This is a genomic window from Vibrio sp. Evd11, assembly GCF_900382755.1.
GTDB lineage: Bacteria > Pseudomonadota > Gammaproteobacteria > Enterobacterales > Vibrionaceae > Vibrio > Vibrio lentus.
Map to the genome: position 1 here is coordinate 1 of NZ_OSDX01000078.1, position 20,234 is coordinate 20,234.

Below are 20,234 nucleotides of genomic sequence, written 5' to 3' on the forward strand. Positions count from 1 at the left end.
AACTTTGAAAAACAAAATGTCGCTTAGTTAAGTGTCCAGTCTGACTGGAGCAGATCAGGTTATCAGCACCCTTCCAATTTCACTAATGCTTTTAAGAAAGCCTTTGGTGCACCGCCTCATGCACTTGTAAAAAGTTCAGTCGCAAGAAACCGTTAGTTACTGAAACCAGTAAGATTAATAATTCCGAGTTAAAATTGGGAAATGAATGTCGATAACTCTGATTCTAGCGATGCTACAAACAGGTTTTGGGGTAGTATCGTCGCAAGATTTTTACTTTGAAGATATTGCAGGCAAACAATTAGGAGCCAAAAGAAGGCTTAATGAAGAGTGCAGATCTGTAGTAGTAACATTCGGGCGTTACTGACTATCAAATCTAAGTCGCCCCTCAAAACTAATAAACTCAATGACACAGCGTACCATTGAGTTTATTTACAATTTCCAGCTAAGTTAACCAGTTTTAAGGCAGCTAGTACTTTGGAGCCAACGAACGATTAGAGCTGCTGACTCTTAGGAGTTTCTATATTCCACTCTTCACCGATAGTATCTGATACCGCAAGCAGACCCTCAAGGTAAATGGAAACTTCTTCACTTGATTCAACTGTGAAATAAAAGTCCTTCTCAGTTTCCTGAGCAGCAAAGATTAGGTCATCAGTTAAGGTCAATGTGTTGGGTTTAACCATGTACTCACTCGACATTTCGATAGAGTGGTAACGTTTATATCCGTCTACAGCGATCCCTCTTGGAACATTGCAGCGTGCTTCTTTAACAACGTAACTACCTGGCTTGATATTATCAAACAATACGTACTCTAGATCTTCGTAGACTGTCATTCTCAACGTCTCCGGCTCTTGAGCGAGTTCATCACCAATCTTTTCGTTCATTAGAATCGAGAAAGTATCACACGGATAAGCACTACCAACCTTAATGATCTTCGTAGTAATACCAATAGCTCCATCTCCATGAGGAGCAGATAGAGTATTCGACGCATTATGAGGTAACGTCATACAACCCGTTAAGCCAGCTACCAAAGCCATTGGCAGAAAATGTTTTATATAAAGCCTTTATTCTTATCAATATAATTATTCGGCGACCCTATCATTAAAAGTGCAGACCGAAAACACAGATTGATAAAATATTGATATGGTTAGCATTATTTTATAATTCAGCTGACAGTTCTCATATTTACACGTCCTCTGTTGGCAAGATTAAGGCAACTATCTGATGGAGATACAGGCTAAAGGAATGAGCTCGCCTCAATTATTACTAACTATTCACGCCACATATAGACAAACTGATCGTTTTGCGAGGTGATTTCGAAGCCAAACCTTAAATACAATTCCCCAACTCGATTACCTTGTAAATAACACAACGCCACAGGCTTATTGAGTTTGGCTGCTTGAGCTAAGCAATCCGTTAAAACTTGGCTGCCAATACCTTTGCCATGATATTCAGGCATTAGGAAGAATCGGCAAAAGTAGAAGTGATCCTCTTTGTTTTGCAACAACACACTACCAATCACTTTGCCTTGATATTCAATGATTTCAGGCCGTTCTTCTGCCCACTCTTCGGCGTGTATATCTCGTTGAATCTGCTCATCCCAGCCAAAAACAGCTTTGATTGGCTCAAATTCAGCCGCCTTTTTTAGTTCAAACAGAAATTCATAATCTGATGACTGAGCGGGTCTTGTCGAATACTTCAAAATATCTCCAACAATAATCAATGAACTATAACTAATGAATCAGAGTCACCAGCGGCTTCATTTCCAAAAACTCGCTCACGACAAGCAAGTGAGAATTGGAAGGTGCCATGCTTCAGTGTTCATTTAGGGTTTAGTTGATAGCGTAGAACTTCGTGTTTATCTTGCTCTGAGTAAAAGGTATTTAAGAACTGTCCACCACACTTCTCAATCACTTTTTGCGAAGCAATATTACCGTATTCACAGGTAATAATAGCGTTTTCAGTCAGTACGTGACGTTGAACCCAAGACAACATATGACTTGCGATACCTCGCCCTCTCGCTTGTGGCAAAGTCTCGTAGCCTATATGGCCGATAACGTCATGAATGTATTCACTGGTACCATGACGAACTCTTATCACACCAAGGATTTGACCAGACTCGATACAAAAGTAAGTAGAAGCTGGCGTCCACCCTTCAGGCAAACACTCACCTTTTGAATAAGCTATTCGCCTTTTTAAATACGCATCGCTGCCATCAGAAATACCGGTATAGATTTCGAGTCCATCATCGATACAAGCTTTTACATAATGTTGGAACGCTTTCGAGTGCGCCATGTTGGCTTTGACTATATCCATATAACTTCTATTCCTACCTAATGCTCGTCTGACTATTCACTAAGCCCAACGCTAGGCTAAATGCATGGTGTACTCATGGTGCCCTGTGTGCTCATCTGCTTGTTCACTTACGATGTTAAAGCCTTGAGAAAGGTAGAACTCAATGGTCGCTTGATTCTCTTTGTACACATTCAAAGACAAGTTCGGGCATTCAAGCTTGGCATGTTGCATGAGCTGTTTCCCAATGCCACTCCCTTGATGCTCAGGGCAGACAAAGATCGCGGCCAATATCCCTTCATAAAGCGAATAAAACCCGCGAACTTCCCCGTCAGCTTGGAACACATAGGTTTGTGACGCAGGAAGGTAGATATCGCGCATATTGCCCACTTGTGACTTCCAAAATTCAGGCGCCATAAAATTGTGTGCCTTAATGGAAGCCGTGAGCCAAATATTTAGGACCGTTTCAGTGTCGGCTGCGCTGTATTCTCTGATCATTTTGATTCTCTAACGTTTAAGTTTGACTCTGTTTGCCAGTCAGTATGCTCAACAACGGCCCAAAAGCATTGAACATTTACGACAATCGTCCGGAAGAATGGTTACTGTTTTTTCACGTACTGTGCAGTCACCAGCATTTCACCGCCACCATCCAGCTTACAATCTAACTGATGATCTTTGCCTTCATTAATTCGTCTGATTACCGCTTTAGTGCCGATTTTCAGTACAGAAGAACTGCCTTTGATTTTTAGATCTTTAATGAAGGTAACTTTATCTCCACTTTCCAATACCACGCCATTCACGTCCTTAACACGCGCGGCTTCTCTTTCTAAACGCTTTTCTTCTGGATTCCATTCATAGGCACACTCAGGGCAGATTAGGTTGTTTTGGTCTGGGTAGACATATTCAGATTGGCATTGCGGACAAGGAGGTAAAGACATACGTTAATACTTCATTTAAATAGAATTTGCGTCCATTTTAATGACTCTTGTTAGGCTTAGCGAGCACAAATCGAACCAATTTTCGGTAGCGTAATTTAACGTAGAAAAGAACAGCACCTGAAACGAACAAACACAGCCGCTAAGCTGTGTTTGTTTAAAGGTTTGAGAAGCGGAACGGATTAACGTTCGACTTTTGGCGAGTAAATCGAGTAAGCGGTGATTTGCCCTGCCACGATTGCAGAGAACATGAATAACGCCGACAAACCAATACTCGGAATAGGCAAAATCGATTGTTCAAACACCGACTGGCTGGCACTCACTAATACTCGGCTACCCGGAACCAAGATGATGATCCCTTGCACGATATAAATAGAGCCCGTGAGCTCCATCTTCTTGGCAATCCAAGTCCCGTACAAAGTAATAAGAACCGTCGTTACCCAAGTACCCACAACCCAGCCACTATCAAAACCAAGGTAGAATGGCCCCCACATACCCAGAACCGCAACTGGCAAGCCAAGCAAGATGTCTTTAGGGCGCGCATTGAACATCACACCGATAGATACTGAGATCAACACCAAGCCTGATATGTGCATCCACATCGGTACCGCATTGGTATAGTCGATAGAAACCGCTTGTCCCCATATTGCTTCACCAATATTGAGACCCATGATAATCCCAACAAACAGCTTGATCAGCGTTAAGGCACTCTGCCCTAATAAACTGGTACCAGAGACGAGATCATTAAACGCCAAACATTCTAATGCGTTGGCTATGGATAACCCGGGGACAAACAAGACGATCGAAGCGATACATAACGCCCACACCGGGATCGGCAACCCTGTGCTTGCCAAAAATGCCACGAAGATACCCGTTAATAGTGCCGAGATGAATTCAACCGCAATAGCGCGACGTGAATGAAGAACTTGCTGGCATACCCAAACCATCAGACCCAGTAACGCAGAAAAGCCAACGGCTTCCAACGTACTGCCAATAAGCATCAGATACGCTGGCGGAATACCCATATTGGCAAGTGCCGTTACAAGTTTAGAGTAACCGACAGGCTCTGGCACAGGCTCACTGCTCGGTTGGTTAATACGAATGATGGTATTGGCCAACAAACTCAAGTTAATCGAAGCAGGCTTTAGACGCTTTAGAATCACAGCGTTGTTATCGTCTGGAAATTGATAATTAATCGCGGTTGGCGTTGCTTGGATCATCACATCAACACCATGCTTTTTTGCATAGAATTGGGTGTATTTCTCTAGCTTGTAAGGAGCACAACCACTGCGATGAAGAGTGTCACCAATTTCAACAATTTTGTTAATTCGGAACTGAGAAGGCATGGGAATTTTAGGGGAGACAAAATGTTCGGCAAATGTACCAAACGATAGAGGTAATGACGAGAGTTTTGCATGAATTATCAACTAAATTCGTTACTTTTTTCTTCGAACGCTTAGAGGAGCCTATAACTCCACCCGCCTCGGATTCGCTTGATGAATACTTTGACAGACTGGCAAGTTAAAATCATGCATCCAGATTGTTATTAATGGGCATCAAAAATACAAATGGAAACCAGTTTATGTTAACAGTCAAATTGCCTGTATTTATGTAGATTTTATGATGAGAAAACACCACTAAAATAGGTTTATAAATCCAACTGAATGGGTCTTAGAAAGAGCGGAGGGTTCTTTGTTGTTTCTCGCCCTACGTTTAACGAGACTTTAGTCACATTTTATTCACTCTGAAAGCGCCGAACATGATGGAAAAACTAGCGGAGTGGTGGTTATGCGAGCACTTAGAATAAAAATGAAAGAAAAAGGTTTCGTTTTCAGTTAGATGTGGCATTATCAAACTCGTTAAGACGATGTGCGTACATCGTATAATGGCTATTACCTCAGCCTTCCAAGCTGATGATGCGGGTTCGATTCCCGCTGTACGCTCCAGTCTTCTTGATGCTTCAGTCTTACTCTTAAGACAGTGTGCGTGCATCGTATAATGGCTATTACCTCAGCCTTCCAAGCTGATGATGCGGGTTCGATTCCCGCTGCACGCTCCAATTCCTCCTTATGTTTCCCTACGTGTTTTCTTCTAGCTATACCCTATTCAAAAAACTTCTCCGCTCGTTAAATATATAAGCATTAATCTATATAGCTTAAACCCATTTTATTAAGTCTAACCAACCAACGCTAATTAAGCAGCTAGCGCTATTAACTCCTTAAATCGCTTCGAATTTCTTAAACCTTTCCCATCACATATTGCAGTCTAGCTTTTAACGATTTTCAAAATTGTTCCAATTTAATAATCTTGGTCAATATCCGAAAAAACAGTTGTGTTAATGTGCGCCCATTAGCAACAACCCAAAATAATTAAAAATGTTTAAAAGCAATGAGTTAACAATAAACATCGAAGCAATCAATGTCGCACTGTCAAAAGTCGAAAATGCGAACAAGATTCAGCTTAATACGTTGAAAGGTTATGTGAGCAGCGAACCAGAACAGGCCGTGCTTGCGTTTCGTTCTTTGAATGAAGTGGAATCAATCGACGACAAGCTTAAGAAGATCATGTCCGAGCTACCACACCTCAGTGGCGAAGCTCACCACCTACTGGAAACATCGATCCTATTACAGTAGTGGCCAAGAAAGATAAGTCTCAACTAACGTGATGAGCTAAGACTTATCTTTTAGCTTTCTGTTTTTAGTACTTTTCTAGCAGCTATTTCTCGCTCTATTAGATAATGCCTAAAGCGTTATCGACTTCGCCATGCCCGCTTCCGCATGTCCTGGGATATTGCAGGCAAATTCTACGTGGTTGTCACCGTGAAAATGCCAAAGCATCTGCTTCGCTTTGCCCGGCTTAACCGTGACTGTACTACCCGAATCATGAGCGTGATTCCCCATATTTTTCATCATTTCACGATGCTTTAGCTGCTCTGCGGAAGAACCAATCGAGAACTCGTGATCAATCTTGCCGGTGTTCATCACAACGAACTGCACTACGTCATTTGGCTCAATATCAACCTTGTTCTTAAAGGTGATTCTCATGTCATCACTCAGTAGAACATGAACCACTTTATCGGGTTTAGCGCCTTGAGCTGGCATGCCAACTTCCGACATACCTTCCATATCCATCATTCCATCCATGTTCATCATCATTGAATGGTCCATCTTTCCACCCTTCATCATGCTGTGATTCATTTTTGAATGATCCATCTCTCCATTTTTCATCATTGAGTGATCCATTTCAGCAAAAGCCGTTGTAGTGGTCAGTGTTAGAGCGATAGCAATTAGTGTCTTTTTCATGGTCGTTCCTTAGATTAATTCTGTTTTATGTTAGTTTCACATGTTCATGTGGTGCGCCCTTACCTACTCCTGTCTCGCAAATAAGGGCTTTATAGTCAGTGCGTTATTTACTTGTCTCGTTTTGGCTCTGAGTGATCTCACGCTGTTTCCAGAGCTTAAAGATTGCAGGTAACACTAGTAAGGTGAGCAACAACGCAGAAGCCATACCGCCTATCATTGGTGCTGCGATTCGTTGCATCACTTCTGAGCCCGTACCCTCGCCATACATGATTGGAATGAGGCCGATAATCACCGTAAGTACCGTCATCATCACAGGGCGCACACGCAGTCCTGCCCCTTCACGGATCGCATCCGTTAAGTCTTCACTCTGAAGTGCTTGCTGGTTCTCTTCTGCATCCAACTTTTTGTAGTGCCAAGCTTGGTTTAGGTAGACCAACATGATGACGCCTATCTCGACAGCAACCCCGGCAAGCGCGATGAAGCCCACACCCACTGCGATAGAGAAGTTGTAATTGAGGACGTGCATCAGCCATAGGCCGCCAACCATCGCGAGTGGCAATGTCAGCATGACCATCACCACCTCACCGACACGGCGGAAGCTGAGATAGAGCAACAACATGATGATGGCAATAGTGATTGGCACAACGACACTCAAACGATCCTTCGCACGCTCCATGTATTCGTATTGACCAGACCATGCCAGTGAATACCCGGCTGGCAAGACGATTTGGTCAGAAACAACTTTTTGCGCCTCTGCGACATAAGAGCCAAGGTCACGCCCTTCGATATCGACAAATACCCAGCCATTAGGACGCGCGTTCTCCGTTTTAATCATTGGAGGGCCATCTTCGTAACGAATATCCGCAATATCAGACAAAGCAATTCGCGCTCCATTTGGTGTCACTAACGGCAGGTTCTGCAACTTAACGACAGAATCACGATAGCTTTGTGGGTAACGGACATTGATTGGATAACGCTCTAGCCCCTCAACGGTTTCACCCACGTTCATGCCACCAACCGCAGTCGAGATAACTTGTTGCACTTCTTTAATGCTCAAGCCATATCGCGCAGCAGAACGACGTTTAATGTCTATCGTGACATAACGACCACCCGCAACACGCTCGGCGTAGACAGAGGCCGTGCCATTGACGCCATTCAAGATAGGTTCAAGTTGAGAGCCAATATCCTCAATCACGCTCAGATCTGAGCCGGCGATTTTGATACCAATTGGGGTTTTGATACCGGTCGCTAACATGTCAATACGCGTTTTGATTGGCATGACCCAAGCGTTGGTCAAACCGGGGAATTGAATCAGATCATCAAACTCTTTTCGTAGCGACTCAATAGTGACACCGTCACGCCATTCATCTCGTGGTTTAAGCTGAATCACGGTTTCAATCATGGTCAGTGGCGCAGGATCGGTTGCTGTCTCTGCTCGACCGATTTTGCCCCACGTGGTTTCGACTTCTGGAATGGTTTTGATTAGCTTGTTGGTCTGTTGCAACAACTCACGCGCTTTACCTATTGAGATGCCCGGATACGTGGTTGGCATGTACATCAGATCCCCTTCGTCCAAAGGAGGAATGAACTCACTACCAAGCTTGCTGGTTGGGTAATAGGCAGACGCCATTAAGCCAAGTGCGATAACAATCATCACCTTTGGATATTTTAGGCTGAGGTTTAGAAGCGGCTTGTACATCGCCACTAGGCTACGGTTTACTGGGTTTTTATGTTCAGGTAGCACGTTGCCGCGAATGAAATAACCCATTAACACAGGCACAAGCGTGATAGCCAAACCGGCTGCTGCAGCCATCGCATACGTCTTGGTAAACGCAAGTGGCGAGAACATCTTGCCCTCTTGCCCTTCTAGCGCGAACACAGGCACAAAGCTCAAGGTAATAATAATCAGAGAGAAGAACAGCGGTGCGCCAACTTCTTCTGCAGCCTTACCAATCACTTGCCAACGGTTCTTATCAGTGAGCGGAGTCCGTTCAATGTGTTTATGAACGTTCTCGATCATCACTATGGCACCATCCACCATGGCGCCAATCGCAATCGCTATTCCGCCAAGAGACATGATGTTGGCGTTAATACCCTGCCAATGCATCACAATGAATGCACCCAAGATACCGACAGGTAAACTTAGCGCGATAACCAACGACGAGCGGATATGGAACAGGAACAGCGCACACACAATCGCAACCACGATGAACTCTTCAGCTAGCTTCTTCCATAGGTTTTCAACGGCTGAATCAATCAAAGTCGAACGGTCATAAGTCGCGACAATCTCGACACCATCAGGTAGGCCCGCTTGCAGTTCAGCGAGTTTGGATTTAACCGAGTCGATCACTTCACTGGCATTCTCACCAAAGCGCATCACGATAACGCCACCAACGGCTTCACCTTCACCATTCAGCTCAGAGATACCACGACGCATTTGTGGTCCAAGGTTAATGTCGGCAATGTCACCTAATAGCAGCGGAGTACCTTTGTCGGTCACTTTTAACGGCAGAGATTGAATGTCTTCAATGCTTGTGAGGTAACCGGTTGTACGAACCATATGCTCGGCTTCGGCAATCTCAACAACAGACGCCCCTGTTTCTTGATTACCATCTTGGATTGCCTTGTTGACCTGTTGAAGCGTTAGGTCATAAGCACGTAGCTTGGCCGGATCTATCTGAACCTGATATTGCTTAACCATACCGCCAACGGTCGCGACTTCAGACACGCCATCTACGGTTTGTAGCTCGTACTTCAAGAACCAATCTTGCAGGCTACGGAGTTCCGCTAAGTCGTGCTGACCAGTTTTGTCTTGCAATACATAGCTGTAAACCCAACCCACACCGGTTGCATCTGGCCCTAATGTTGGCTTAGCACTCGATGTCAAGTTAGGTGCAACTTGGCTTAAGTACTCCAACACGCGAGAGCGCGCCCAATACATATCAGTATCATCATTGAAGATGATATATACATAGGAATCACCAAAGAACGAGTAGCCACGAACCGTTTCAGCACCCGGTACAGCTAACATGGCGGTGGTTAATGGATAAGTCACCTGATCCTCGACCACTTGTGGTGCCTGCCCCGGATAACTGGTTTTGATGATCACCTGAACGTCTGACAAATCTGGAATGGCATCGACAGGTGTATTTTTAACACTGTATAAGCCACCAAATACGATGGCGACCGTGGCAACCAGAACCAAAAATCGGTTACTGATGGACCAACGAATGATTGCATTGATCATAATGTGCCCTCACCCGTGCTATTCGTCGGTTCGAGAGATTTGAGCACATAATCAGAACCTTGCTTCGCTACTAGAAACCGAATGCTTTGACCCTCGGTAAACTCGGATAAATCAAGGTCATCACTTACTTGGAAGTTCATTTCACCCGCCTTCCAATCCCAGTCAGGCACTGGCTTGTGATTTACCGTGACCATTCCGAAGTCCGCCATCAGCATGGTGATGTCTCCCTTTACCCACACTTCGCCCGCCATTTGATGATCACTTACCTTGTAGTCAACGACTTCATACTGACCTGATTCCGTTTTGATCATTTCAAAATCAATAACTTGACCACGCTTAACGTCTCTCATATCTAAGCCTTCAGCGAAGGTGAAGTTCATCACCATGCCCGGCCAATCCCATTCTGGAACGGGTTGATGGTTAATCGTCACCATGCGGCTGCCTTGCATAACATCGGAAACTTCACCGTTCGCCCACACCGTTTCGGCTTCTTCCTCAACGCCATTAATACGTGAAAGATCAGCCGATTGACTCGATTCAGAATCCAACATGAAGTGTGCAGAAGTGACAATATCCTCACCTTGCTGCAACCCTTGAATCACCTCTATTTTTTCGCCGGCTTCACGACCAACCTCAATACGCGCTGAACGGTATTTGCCATCCCCCTCAGACAGCACTACTCGTGTCATGCCACCAGAATGAATCACCGACGATCTTGGGATAGTAAGAACAGATTCATCACTGCTCGGTTTCAGTGCAATATTGGCGAACATGTTCGGCTTAAGCTCGCCATGCGGGTTAGAGAACTTCAAACGAACGCGCAAGGTTCGAGTTTTCGGGTCCAGAATTGGGTAGACATAATCTACGTTGCCCTGCCACTCCTTACCGGGAATCGCATCCAGTGTCATTTAGGCATTGCTGCCTGATGAGATCCAGTGTGCTTGGCGTTCAAAGACTTCAGCATCAACCCACACTTCATTTAGAGGCCCTGCACTGATGACCGCTTGAGCAGGCGAAAGGTAACCACCCTCTCGAATATTCAGGCTAGCGATGACACCATCCGCAGGCGCTTTGATTTCGATGGTTTGCGAGGCTTTCCCTTTACGAGCGATGGATCGTATCTGCGCTTTATCTACACCTAAGGTGATCAAGCGTTCAGTAGAGCCCTTGACCAATCCTTTACGACCCGTTTTATAAGCACTCAATAACTCTTCTTGTGCCTTTACAAGTTCTGGCGAGTAAAGCGTGAACAGTACATCACCTTTATTCACTTTCTCACCGACAGCGTTGATATAAAGCTTCTCAACCCAGCCAGCTGCTCTTACGTTGGTTTGCCACAATGTACTTTCATCGAACGCCACATAACCCACGGTTTCAATACGAGGAGACAGCGCTTCGAAGTTAACTTTCGCTGTTTTGACACCCAGATTATTTTCTACCGACGAATCAATGAACACGGTACCAGGCTCATCTTTAGCACCACTTGAGTCATCCGCGTAAACAGGGATTAAATCCATCCCCATAGGTGACTGACCCGGCTTGTCTCGCTGATAGTTTGGGTCCATTGGCGCAACCCAATACAGAGGTTCATTACTTTCGTCAGCTTTAGATTCCGCTCCCTCCACTCCTGCCATCGCTGACATGTTATGTGCAGACCCAACGACAAAGTGATTCACACCAAAACCCAATGCACCACCGACCAACAAAGCGATAGTCGCTACTTTTACTGTATTCATTGTCTATTCCTTTATTGATTGGCTGTTGTGTTGAGTTGCGCTTGTGTTGAGTTGCAGTTCATTAACTTGATAGTCAAAGCCACTGACCAGCGATGCTAGCTTGCTATTTACGATGTTGAGATCGGTAATCAAACGCTGTTGTTCTAACTTCAGGGCGAGTTCATCCGCCGTCGCTGCAATAACATCATTAAATTGAGCAGTGTTGTTTTGATAACCTCTTTCCACCGCACTGATTCGTGCCGCGGTTTGAGGAAGCAAGGACGTTTGATAGCGTTCTAGTCGCTGGGTAAGGTTCGCCTTATCCACCAATAACGCATTCACTTGCGCGTTCATTTGGGAAAGTAAGGTGTCTTTTTGGGATTTAGCCGCGCCAACCTGGTACTGAGCCGCAGACAAATTCTTGTCTTGTCGGTTCCCCGTAAACAGAGGGATATCGACTGTTAGATAAGCGCTGACAAGATCAGAAGCCGGTTCGCCCGCCATGTTGTTCGCTTGTCGATGGGCATACATTACTTCGACACCGAACTGAGGTGTATACGCTTGCTCGGCTAGCTCAACTTGAGTTTGATTGGATGAGATGGTCGCATCTGTAATCTTAACGAGCGGATGATCCATCAACAGTTGATAATGCTTGGTTGAATCGATATTGGTCGCTAATTTGCTTTCCAACAACGACCAATCGATTTGGTTAGTTGCATGAAGCCTCCCCTGAGGTTCTAGAGTCTGAGGATCCACAGCCTGAGAGTTAATAGCTTGAGATCCTAACCAGTCAGAACCTAGCCACTCAGACAGTTGAGAGATTAAACGGCGTTGAACTTGTTGGTTGGCTTGCAGTTTCTCATCAAGCTTGCTGACTTGAAGTTGAGCATTGAGTAAGTCTTGGGCTTCGCTTTTACCAATCGAGTAGTTGGTCTGCACATAGTTTTCTAGCTCAACCAATAAGCGTCGATTCTCATTTATGATGCTTTCTGCAACTTGTTGGTAACCCAATTCAAGCCAAAGCTGCGTCATGCTATTTGCGACGGTCAGTTCGCGAGCCTGCACTTGAAGAGCCAAACCATCCGCTTGCTGCCCCGCTTTTTTCTGCTGTAGATCCAGCGTATCGCCACGTTCAAATTGCTGCATCAGACCAACCGAAATATTGGTCATTGGGTCTTCATCAAATTGGAAGCTATCGACTGGCAGACCGCCAAATCCAACTTTTAATTTTGGGTCCATCAACGTCGCACTGGCGATGCCAGTTTCTCGCATCGCTTGAGACTGAGCAAAGTACTGCTTGCGATTTCCATCTTGGCTTAAGGCTATCTCAATCAGTGTATTGAGTTGCTGTGACGAGCTTTGCTGATCAACTTGTGTAGAAACAGGAGCCGCAGCCAAAGCACTACCTGAAATAAAAGCAGAGCTTGAAATTAAGGCAGCAGCAACCACGACACTCGCGTTTATTTCAAACACGGAGTTTGTTGGTTTTATATTCACAATGAATGTCCATATCTAGCGTTAAATAACGCGTATAAAAGATTGGCGCATCAGATTTATGAATCTGATATCGCTATGTTTTTAGATATAGATTTATGCGGCAGGTGGGCGTAGCAAAGATTGAGCGCGTGCGACTTTCTGGCCAATAGTGACCGGCTGAAAACGAGCTAATGAAGAAGAAATTTGGTAGTTGGCTTGGATCGCCTGAATTGTGTGTGATGCTGTAGAACAAACAGAATAGCAATAGATATGAGCAGAATCCGAACCGCCACAACAGTTGTTGCTCATCACATGTTCACCGTGAGCATCCATTGATTCTTGATGCGAAGCCATCTTTTCATCAGCAGATAGCTCAACATAAATGACGTGTTCATCATGAACAGACGGATCGCTATTAGGAGTGCTTGCATGAACATGATCGTTCATATCGGAATCGCTAACGGTCACATGACAACCAGCAGCAAATTCATAAGTGGCATCAGGATCGCTCGGCGAATCGATGTGCTGGCAGATAGATTTATTCGACATCATCTGCGTTGCCATGATATCGGCCATCATGGCTGAAGAGCTTGAGGCATAGCTAGACATCAACATCGCGATGATGCTGAAAACAGTAATCCAAGTTGTTCGGAGTGTGTTTGTCATAGCTAACCTTTAAATTTATACGGCAACTATAAAGGTTACCCTAAGGGTAAGGTCAACGATGAAGGACAAATATTTGATGAAATTGATAGTAACTGCTGGATAGATAAACAATAAGAGCACTCCATAAGCGATAGAATGCTCCTATATTGGTTACGATTAAGTATTCAACAACTTATTAGTATCATATTCAGCCATCGCATTCTTAAGTGCCGTTAAGTCGGAATCGCACAGATATTGTCTTAGTGATTCAAACTTCTCTGCTGGCCACTCGTAGATTTTCATTGAGATGAGCTCATCAATAACGGACTCATCAAAGCGGTATTTAACGACTTTAGCTGGAGAACCGCCGACAATGCTGTAAGGCTCAACGTCTTTTGTAACGACGCTGTTCGCCGCTACTACTGCGCCTTCGCCAATGGTCATGCCGGGCATAATCATCGCTCGCATGCCTAACCAAACACCATCCTTGATATGAGTATCACCTTTACCGATGTAGGCGTCTTCAATCACATCCATAAATGGATACAAAGAGAACCAATCGACTCGGTGGGTATGGTTACCGCCCATCAGAATCACCACTTCAGCCCCGATACAAACATAGTCACCGATGTACAGTTCATCGATTTCCCAGCGAGGTTCCCACTGACGACTGATTTCATCACCATAAAGATAACGGACGACTGAACCTTCAAAGCCGTTGTCCCAGCAATCGCTGTAGTAACTGTGTTGACCTTTGATATGAATATTGGGGTTGCTGACTACTTCATGCAGCAATTCGAATTTTGACCAATGCTTGTTTTGCATTTTTACCTCTGATTAATCTTTATTAGTTAAATATCAATATATTCGACAATACAGATTCAACGTGCACAGCTTCTCTGACGTAGTAGCACTGGGTGCCCTAATACATCAATAGTGTAGTCACAGTTGAAATGATCGTAATGTCGCAGAAACTAAAGAGACGTCAGTGGATTCGAGGTTGCTTTAAGAGAGGAAGTAATTTCACAGTAGCCGGTTTGTTAACGATAACTCGGTTAAAAAATTTACGGGCGCATTGTACCTGTTTATGCGCACCAAATTGACAGAGGAATGTGATTAATAAGGTTTCAAATATCGCTTTGTATAATATAAGTTTGAGTCTGTGATTAACACGCAAACTCAAACTTAGACTCGCTTATAAATTTAGGCTTGCTCTTGGAGCTAGGCTCAGCGACTACATACGAGCAAGCTGTGCTTTTCTGTCTTTATTCACGACACAGAAGTTGCCACGTTTAGTTCGGCATTTTGAACATCTTTCGCACTCAACAGGGCTTCTGTCCCCTTCTTTCCAACGCTTAACCAAATGTGGTTCAGAAAGCAGCGGTCTTGAAAGCGCGAAATATTCAATGCCCGTGTTATTTGCGATGGCTTCAATGGCATCGAAATCCGTCAATCCACCCACAGTGATTACCGGAATATTAACGTCTTGGCTGATAGCATGACCATATTCGTGAAAATAACCTTCAGCTTGAATAGTGAATCCATCGTGAGATTCGCCAATCATGGTGTCGGCTTTACCATGGATGTTGCCTGACACCACGATGCCATCAACACCCACTTCTTCTAACTTTTTGCACACGAGACGTGTTTCATCGAAGGTAACACCACCTTCAAAGAATTCAGAGGCCGTGAGCTTAACTAAAATTGGGAAGTCGTCGCCCACCAGCTTACATGTCGCAGTATAGATCTCTAACAGAAATCTCATGCGATTCTCTAGGCTACCGCCGTATTCATCTTCACGTTGGTTGTAATAAGGGCTTAGAAATTGATTAATCAGGTAAGTGTGAGCAGCATGAACCTCAACACCATCAAAGCCTGATTTTTGTGCTCTCAATGACGCTTGAGCAAAGGCATCAACAATGTAATCAATCTCATCTTTGGTCATCGCTTTGCCTAGTGTTTGAGTTCCTTTTTCAGGAACTTCACTTGGTGCGTAGATCACTCGCTCGCCAAGATCATACGTGGTCTTTGTGCCACCGTATGCCAATTGCATGACGATTTTAGAGTCGTAGTCATGAACCAATTGAGTGAGCTTTTGATACTCTTTGATAAACGAGTCGTTATACATACCCATCATGCCTGCATTAGGCTTCTCTTCTTCCACGATGTTGGCATAGCCCGTCACGATCAGACCGACTTCACCTTGAGCTAACTCTTCATAGATAGCGTAAAGCTTGTCTGTCATATGGCCATCTTCTGTTGCCATATTTTCCCACGTCGCGCTTCGCATAAAGCGGTTCTTCAATGTCATGGTGCCGATGCGGGTTTCTGTAAACAAAGTGCTCAAGTCTTATCCTCATTAAATCTTTATTATGTTTGCCCATTTTAAAAGACAAAAGAGAACCACTTCTTTTTCACAAAGTGACTCTCTTTTGTCCATTACTGAACGGGCGTTGATTTATGCGGATAGTACAGAGAATAAGACGAGGAAAACTTAATCTAGATTAAGGTAGGGTCACACTAGTATAAGAAAAAGCCGTTCATTATCAGTGAACGGCTTTATGAATCATCTAACTGCTTTATCAGCCAGCGAATAAGGAGGCGTTCTAACCGTATGTCACCGTCGGATCCACACACTGGTATACTTGACCGATACTCGCGCTGTTGGCTAGCAAGGTTTCGATAAGACGCGCCACTTCTTGTCGGTATATCACGCCATGCACTTCGACCTGTTGTGACAACTCTCCGTTACCTGTGATTTTACCATCCAACAAGCCACCCGGTCGTAAGATTGTGTAATCTAAAGTACTGGACGTTAGCCAAGATTCGGCCAGTGTTTTTTCACGAACCGCAGCACCAAACCCTCTCTTCGAGCGTTCAGATAGGTACTGCCACGAATCACCGCAACCTAATGATGTCACCAACAAAAATCGAGCAATACCGTTTTGCTCCAACGCATTAATAAGATAACGATGACCAATGTAGTCAACCGGAACCTCAGCGTTAAAGCTACCCATGCTGGAGACCACGAGTGCAGATTTCGGCAACTCAGCCACCGTGCGCTCTACTTGCTCTTGGATTGTTGCATCACAACGCAGTGTTTTAATACCCAGCTCTTGCAAGCGAGCATTTTTGTCTGGATTTCTCGCGACCGCCACGACGTCATGACCTTGTAGATGGAAGTGCTCAACGATTGCCGCACCTAAACCACTTCCCGCTCCCCATACAACAACTGTACTCATAAACACCTCAAAATAATCATGTACTTGCTGATTCTAGCCGGACAATCTAATCGGTTCTTTCATCAAGATCAACAAATGAGAATAAGTCTCACTATTAAAGTGAGTATTTATCACAACCCATCAAGGACTTAGTACCGGTGGTGATGAAAAAGAACGAGTTGCGCCTTCAGTAACAACTAAATCTTCGCTCTATCTATGCTGATATGAAAACAGACCGCCAATCATCGGCGGTCTGTTTTGTTTTCGATACAGGCTGTTTAGATGCTATTCGCTACAGAAGCGATTTATTGAAGCAAACTTAGCGACCAACAGTTAGAAAGCGTTGATCAGTAGAATACCGACACCAATACGTTCACTGCTCTAGCTGTAATCAAGCTATCTCGATAGCCTTAGTCTTCTTTTTTATTTAAGTAAGCGACCTCGAAAGCGAAGTCGACAGCTTGCTGAGTAATTTGGTCAATATTCTTATCCAACATGGCTACGGTAATCTCAGATTTTTCATTCTCTAGAACACCGTTATCATTCACGACAAAGATGCGGCGGCCAATCAGCTCAGCAGATTCGTGATCTTTCAGATCAACACTCGCTAGCATGCGAATCGAGCGATCTCGTGTACCCGCTGCGTATTTAACAGCACCAATCACAGTGCCCACTGGAATAAACTCGGTCACTCGCATGTCTTCTGGAATGTCATCAATGCCATACAGCATCACGCTAATATCGAGCACCTTATTGTCCAAAATTACGTTCGAGTAACCTTGTAATTTATGTGCCAGCTTTTCATCCATTTTTTTGACAAGTTCAGCTTTGAATTGCGTTTGTACCTCTTTCGATACTCGGTTATCTATGCCCGCTTTTTTGATGCCTACCGTTTCAAATTTAAACTGGTTGAAATAATGCGTGCCGCTGTCTTTCGCAATCCATGACATCCCCGCCATATCGTCATCAAACTGGCTATCAACGAAGTAATGCTCTGAGTCTACGCTTTGAATTTCTTGCTTATTTGGCATCGTGCTTGAACAGCCAACAGTGAACAAAGCGAGTAGTGGGAATAAGTAATGTAGTTTCATGTGAACCTCTAATTTTCTGAATTTTGAATGCACGAATCCCTAAGCGATAAGGCTCATAAATTAAATTCGTACAGATTAAATATGTGTTAGTTAAATTTCGTTCAGCAGTGAAGCACGGTTATGGCGCTATTCACTGTTGAGTCGTTGTTTGCTTACGTTTAACGGTTGCTTATGTTTAACCGTTGTTGTGCCTTGCGGCTGCTTATATCTAAACGGTGATTTTCACAACACGGTTTAGACATAAGCGTTAACTATTGAATTAGGCTTCTTGTCCTCGGTGATCCGCAGCCAAGTAGGTGTAGATGGTTGGTACAACGAACAAGGTGAACAATGTACCCACCGACATGCCGACCGTAATCACCAAGCCAATCGAGAATCGACTTTGTGCGCCTGCGCCCGATGCCACTAGCAGTGGAACAACACCAACCACCATCGCTGCCGTTGTCATCAACACTGGTCGCATTCGAACCGTTGCCGAACGGATAGCAGCTTCGCGACGACTGCATTTCAGCTCCTGCTGCATCTGGTTCGCGAACTCCACAATCAAGATACCGTGCTTACTGATCAATCCGATTAAGGTAACCAAGCCCACCTCGGTGTATATGTTGAGCGTATCAATGCCCAAGTAGAGCGGCATCAATGCACCAAAAATCGATAATGGAACACTGGTTAATACCACCAATGGGTCACGCAAGCTTTCGAACTGCGCAGCCAGTACCAAGTAGATGATCACCAAAGCTAAGAAGAACGTTGTTACCAACGAAGAACCTTCTTGTAAGAACTGACGAAGCTGACCAGATGTATCTGTGCTGTACGACGTAGGCAGAATCTTCGCGGCTCCCTCTTCCATTACTTTGTACGCTTCACCAATACTGACACCCGGCATCATTTTCGCTTCAATCATTGCACTGTTTAGCTGCTGGAATTGATCCACTTTTGATGGCTGAACAGATTCACTAATTTCAATTAACGAAGCCAGCGGTACCATCTCACCGGTATTCGATCGTACGTGGTAGTTCTTCAAATCATCCCAAGAGTTACGATTCTCGTTCGGAACTTGAGTGATCACCTGATAGCTACGCTGATCCATCGAGAAGTAGTTGACGAACCCTTCACTGATGAAGCGAGACAATACCGTACCGATATCTTGCGCGCTCACGTTCATTTGCGCGGCTTTGTCGCGGTCTATCTCTATCTCTACCTGTGGTTTGTTGAAGTTAAGGTCATTTTGAACATAGATAAACTTACCGCTCTTCTGTGCGTACTCTTTCAATTTCTCTGCGTACTGGTAAAGATCTTGATACGAACCCGTTGGTGTCTTCAGTACCATCTGGAATGGCAAGCCCTGTGGCGTTCCTGGTAGATCCGGTGGAGAGAAGGTATACACCTGCAAGCCCGGCAGCACAGAACTCTGTTTCTCGAAGCGTTGCATCACCTCTTTCGCCGTTGCTTCGCGTGAATCCCAATCTTTCAATACACCTAGGCCAAAGAAAGCGTTGTTGTGCATATAGCCGTTATCCAACATGGTCATTTGTACTTCATCATTATCTGAAATCGCTTCAGTCAATGCTGGAGTAAAGTGACGTATATAGTCCGTATTCGCTTGTGCTGGCCCTTGCCCCATGACAATCATTACGCCCTGATCTTCTTCAGGAGCAAGCTCGGATGCGGTATTCATAAACATGAACACTAGGCTTATCAATAACGTGCCAACAACGGGCCAAATGTACGCTCGGTTATTCAGTACATGCTCTAGAACTTTACGGTATTGCTCGGTTACACCTGCAATAACTGCATCGATTTTCTTAACCAGTTTCCCATCTAAAACAGACTTGTTTGGGGTTTTTGAGCACATCATTGGTGTCAGTGTTAAAGCAATAAACCCAGAGATCAGAACCGAACCCGCCAAGGTAAACGCAAACTCTGTAAACAGCTTGCCGGTTAAGCCACCCATGAAACCGATTGGTGCGTATACCGCCGCCAATGTAATGGTCATCGCAATAATCGACCCCGCGATCTCACGTGCGCTGTCCATGGCGGCTTTAACTGGGCTCGTGCCATCCTCTAGGTGACGGAATGTGTTCTCCACCACTACAATTGCATCATCAACCACCAAAGAAATTGCTAATACCATCGCCAATAGCGTCAGCAAGTTGATGCTGAAGCCCATGCTTAACATGAAGAACATTGACCCAATCAGTGACAGAGTAATCGTTACGAGTGGAATTAACATTGCTCGCATTGAACCTAGGAACGGCTTTGTTGCGTAATTCATTGGAACTAAACCTAAAACCTACGATCTGATCAGCTACA

Annotated in this window: 15 protein-coding genes, 2 tRNA genes and 2 pseudogenes; 3 read left to right on the forward strand and 16 right to left on the reverse strand. The window is 44.6% G+C overall.

The genetic code is table 11. From position 1 onward, the window contains the following. Positions 1-491: 491 nt before the first annotated feature. The 6 genes from ED652_RS21190 to ED652_RS21215 all read right to left on the reverse strand — a co-directional run bounded on the left by ED652_RS21190 (position 492) and on the right by ED652_RS21215 (position 4,570). Entirely contained in the window at positions 492-1,004 is a 513-nt protein-coding gene (locus ED652_RS21190; RefSeq protein ID WP_254051725.1) for a hypothetical protein, read from the reverse strand. Between the two features lie 263 nt (positions 1,005-1,267). Next, positions 1,268-1,699, reverse strand: a complete 432-nt coding sequence (locus tag ED652_RS21195; protein WP_122056074.1) for a GNAT family N-acetyltransferase — start codon at positions 1,697-1,699, stop codon at positions 1,268-1,270. A gap of 119 nt (positions 1,700-1,818) precedes the next feature. Next, positions 1,819-2,313, reverse strand: coding sequence for a GNAT family N-acetyltransferase (locus tag ED652_RS21200; RefSeq protein WP_122056075.1), 495 nt, complete (start codon positions 2,311-2,313; stop codon positions 1,819-1,821). A gap of 51 nt (positions 2,314-2,364) precedes the next feature. Beyond that, entirely contained in the window at positions 2,365-2,787 is a 423-nt protein-coding gene (locus tag ED652_RS21205) for an N-acetyltransferase (protein ID WP_122056076.1), read from the reverse strand. 101 nt (positions 2,788-2,888) lie between these two features. Further along, complete coding sequence (locus ED652_RS21210; protein WP_122056077.1) at positions 2,889-3,227, reverse strand: zinc ribbon domain-containing protein YjdM; 339 nt, start codon at positions 3,225-3,227, stop codon at positions 2,889-2,891. Between the two features lie 179 nt (positions 3,228-3,406). Then, complete coding sequence (locus ED652_RS21215) at positions 3,407-4,570, reverse strand: threonine/serine exporter family protein (RefSeq protein ID WP_122056078.1); 1,164 nt, start codon at positions 4,568-4,570, stop codon at positions 3,407-3,409. Between the two features lie 525 nt (positions 4,571-5,095). Between ED652_RS21215 and ED652_RS21220 the strand changes: the two genes are divergently transcribed. The 3 genes from ED652_RS21220 (at position 5,096) to ED652_RS21230 (ending at position 5,857) form a co-directional block, all read left to right on the forward strand. Then, a tRNA-Gly gene (locus ED652_RS21220) sits at positions 5,096-5,170 on the forward strand. Positions 5,171-5,208: 38 nt separating this feature from the next. Next, positions 5,209-5,283: transfer RNA gene (locus ED652_RS21225), tRNA-Gly, on the forward strand. A gap of 316 nt (positions 5,284-5,599) precedes the next feature. After that, positions 5,600-5,857: a hypothetical protein gene (locus ED652_RS21230; protein ID WP_016788617.1), complete on the forward strand. Its 258-nt coding sequence runs from the start codon at positions 5,600-5,602 to the stop codon at positions 5,855-5,857. Positions 5,858-5,965: 108 nt separating this feature from the next. Here the strand turns inward: ED652_RS21230 and ED652_RS21235 are convergent, their stop codons facing one another. The 10 genes and pseudogenes from ED652_RS21235 to ED652_RS21280 all read right to left on the reverse strand — a co-directional run. Next, positions 5,966-6,526: a cupredoxin family protein gene (locus ED652_RS21235; RefSeq protein WP_122056079.1), complete on the reverse strand. Its 561-nt coding sequence runs from the start codon at positions 6,524-6,526 to the stop codon at positions 5,966-5,968. A gap of 103 nt (positions 6,527-6,629) precedes the next feature. After that, positions 6,630-9,773, reverse strand: a complete 3,144-nt coding sequence (locus ED652_RS21240) for an efflux RND transporter permease subunit (RefSeq protein WP_122056080.1) — start codon at positions 9,771-9,773, stop codon at positions 6,630-6,632. Further along, positions 9,770-11,509: pseudogene (locus ED652_RS21245) on the reverse strand (efflux RND transporter periplasmic adaptor subunit). Before ED652_RS21245 ends, ED652_RS21240 begins: the two are co-directional and overlap by 4 nt. Positions 11,510-11,512: 3 nt before the next feature. Next, entirely contained in the window at positions 11,513-12,979 is a 1,467-nt protein-coding gene (locus ED652_RS21250; RefSeq protein WP_122056085.1) for a TolC family protein, read from the reverse strand. Between the two features lie 99 nt (positions 12,980-13,078). Then, positions 13,079-13,630 carry a hypothetical protein gene (locus ED652_RS21255; protein ID WP_122056081.1) on the reverse strand — a complete coding sequence of 184 codons (552 nt, stop codon included), beginning with the start codon at positions 13,628-13,630 and terminating at the stop codon, positions 13,079-13,081. 156 nt (positions 13,631-13,786) lie between these two features. Continuing rightward, positions 13,787-14,434: a CatB-related O-acetyltransferase gene (locus ED652_RS21260; protein WP_122056082.1), complete on the reverse strand. Its 648-nt coding sequence runs from the start codon at positions 14,432-14,434 to the stop codon at positions 13,787-13,789. 409 nt (positions 14,435-14,843) lie between these two features. Next, positions 14,844-15,956, reverse strand: coding sequence for an NADH:flavin oxidoreductase (locus ED652_RS21265; RefSeq protein ID WP_122056083.1), 1,113 nt, complete (start codon positions 15,954-15,956; stop codon positions 14,844-14,846). Between the two features lie 259 nt (positions 15,957-16,215). After that, positions 16,216-16,851, reverse strand: a complete 636-nt coding sequence (locus ED652_RS21270) for an SDR family NAD(P)-dependent oxidoreductase (RefSeq protein WP_122056084.1) — start codon at positions 16,849-16,851, stop codon at positions 16,216-16,218. 389 nt (positions 16,852-17,240) lie between these two features. Next, entirely contained in the window at positions 17,241-17,921 is a 681-nt protein-coding gene (locus ED652_RS21275; protein WP_065104681.1) for a DUF3313 family protein, read from the reverse strand. A gap of 259 nt (positions 17,922-18,180) precedes the next feature. Beyond that, positions 18,181-20,229, reverse strand: a pseudogene (locus tag ED652_RS21280) (efflux RND transporter permease subunit); the annotation flags it as partial. Positions 20,230-20,234: the final 5 nt, after the last annotated feature.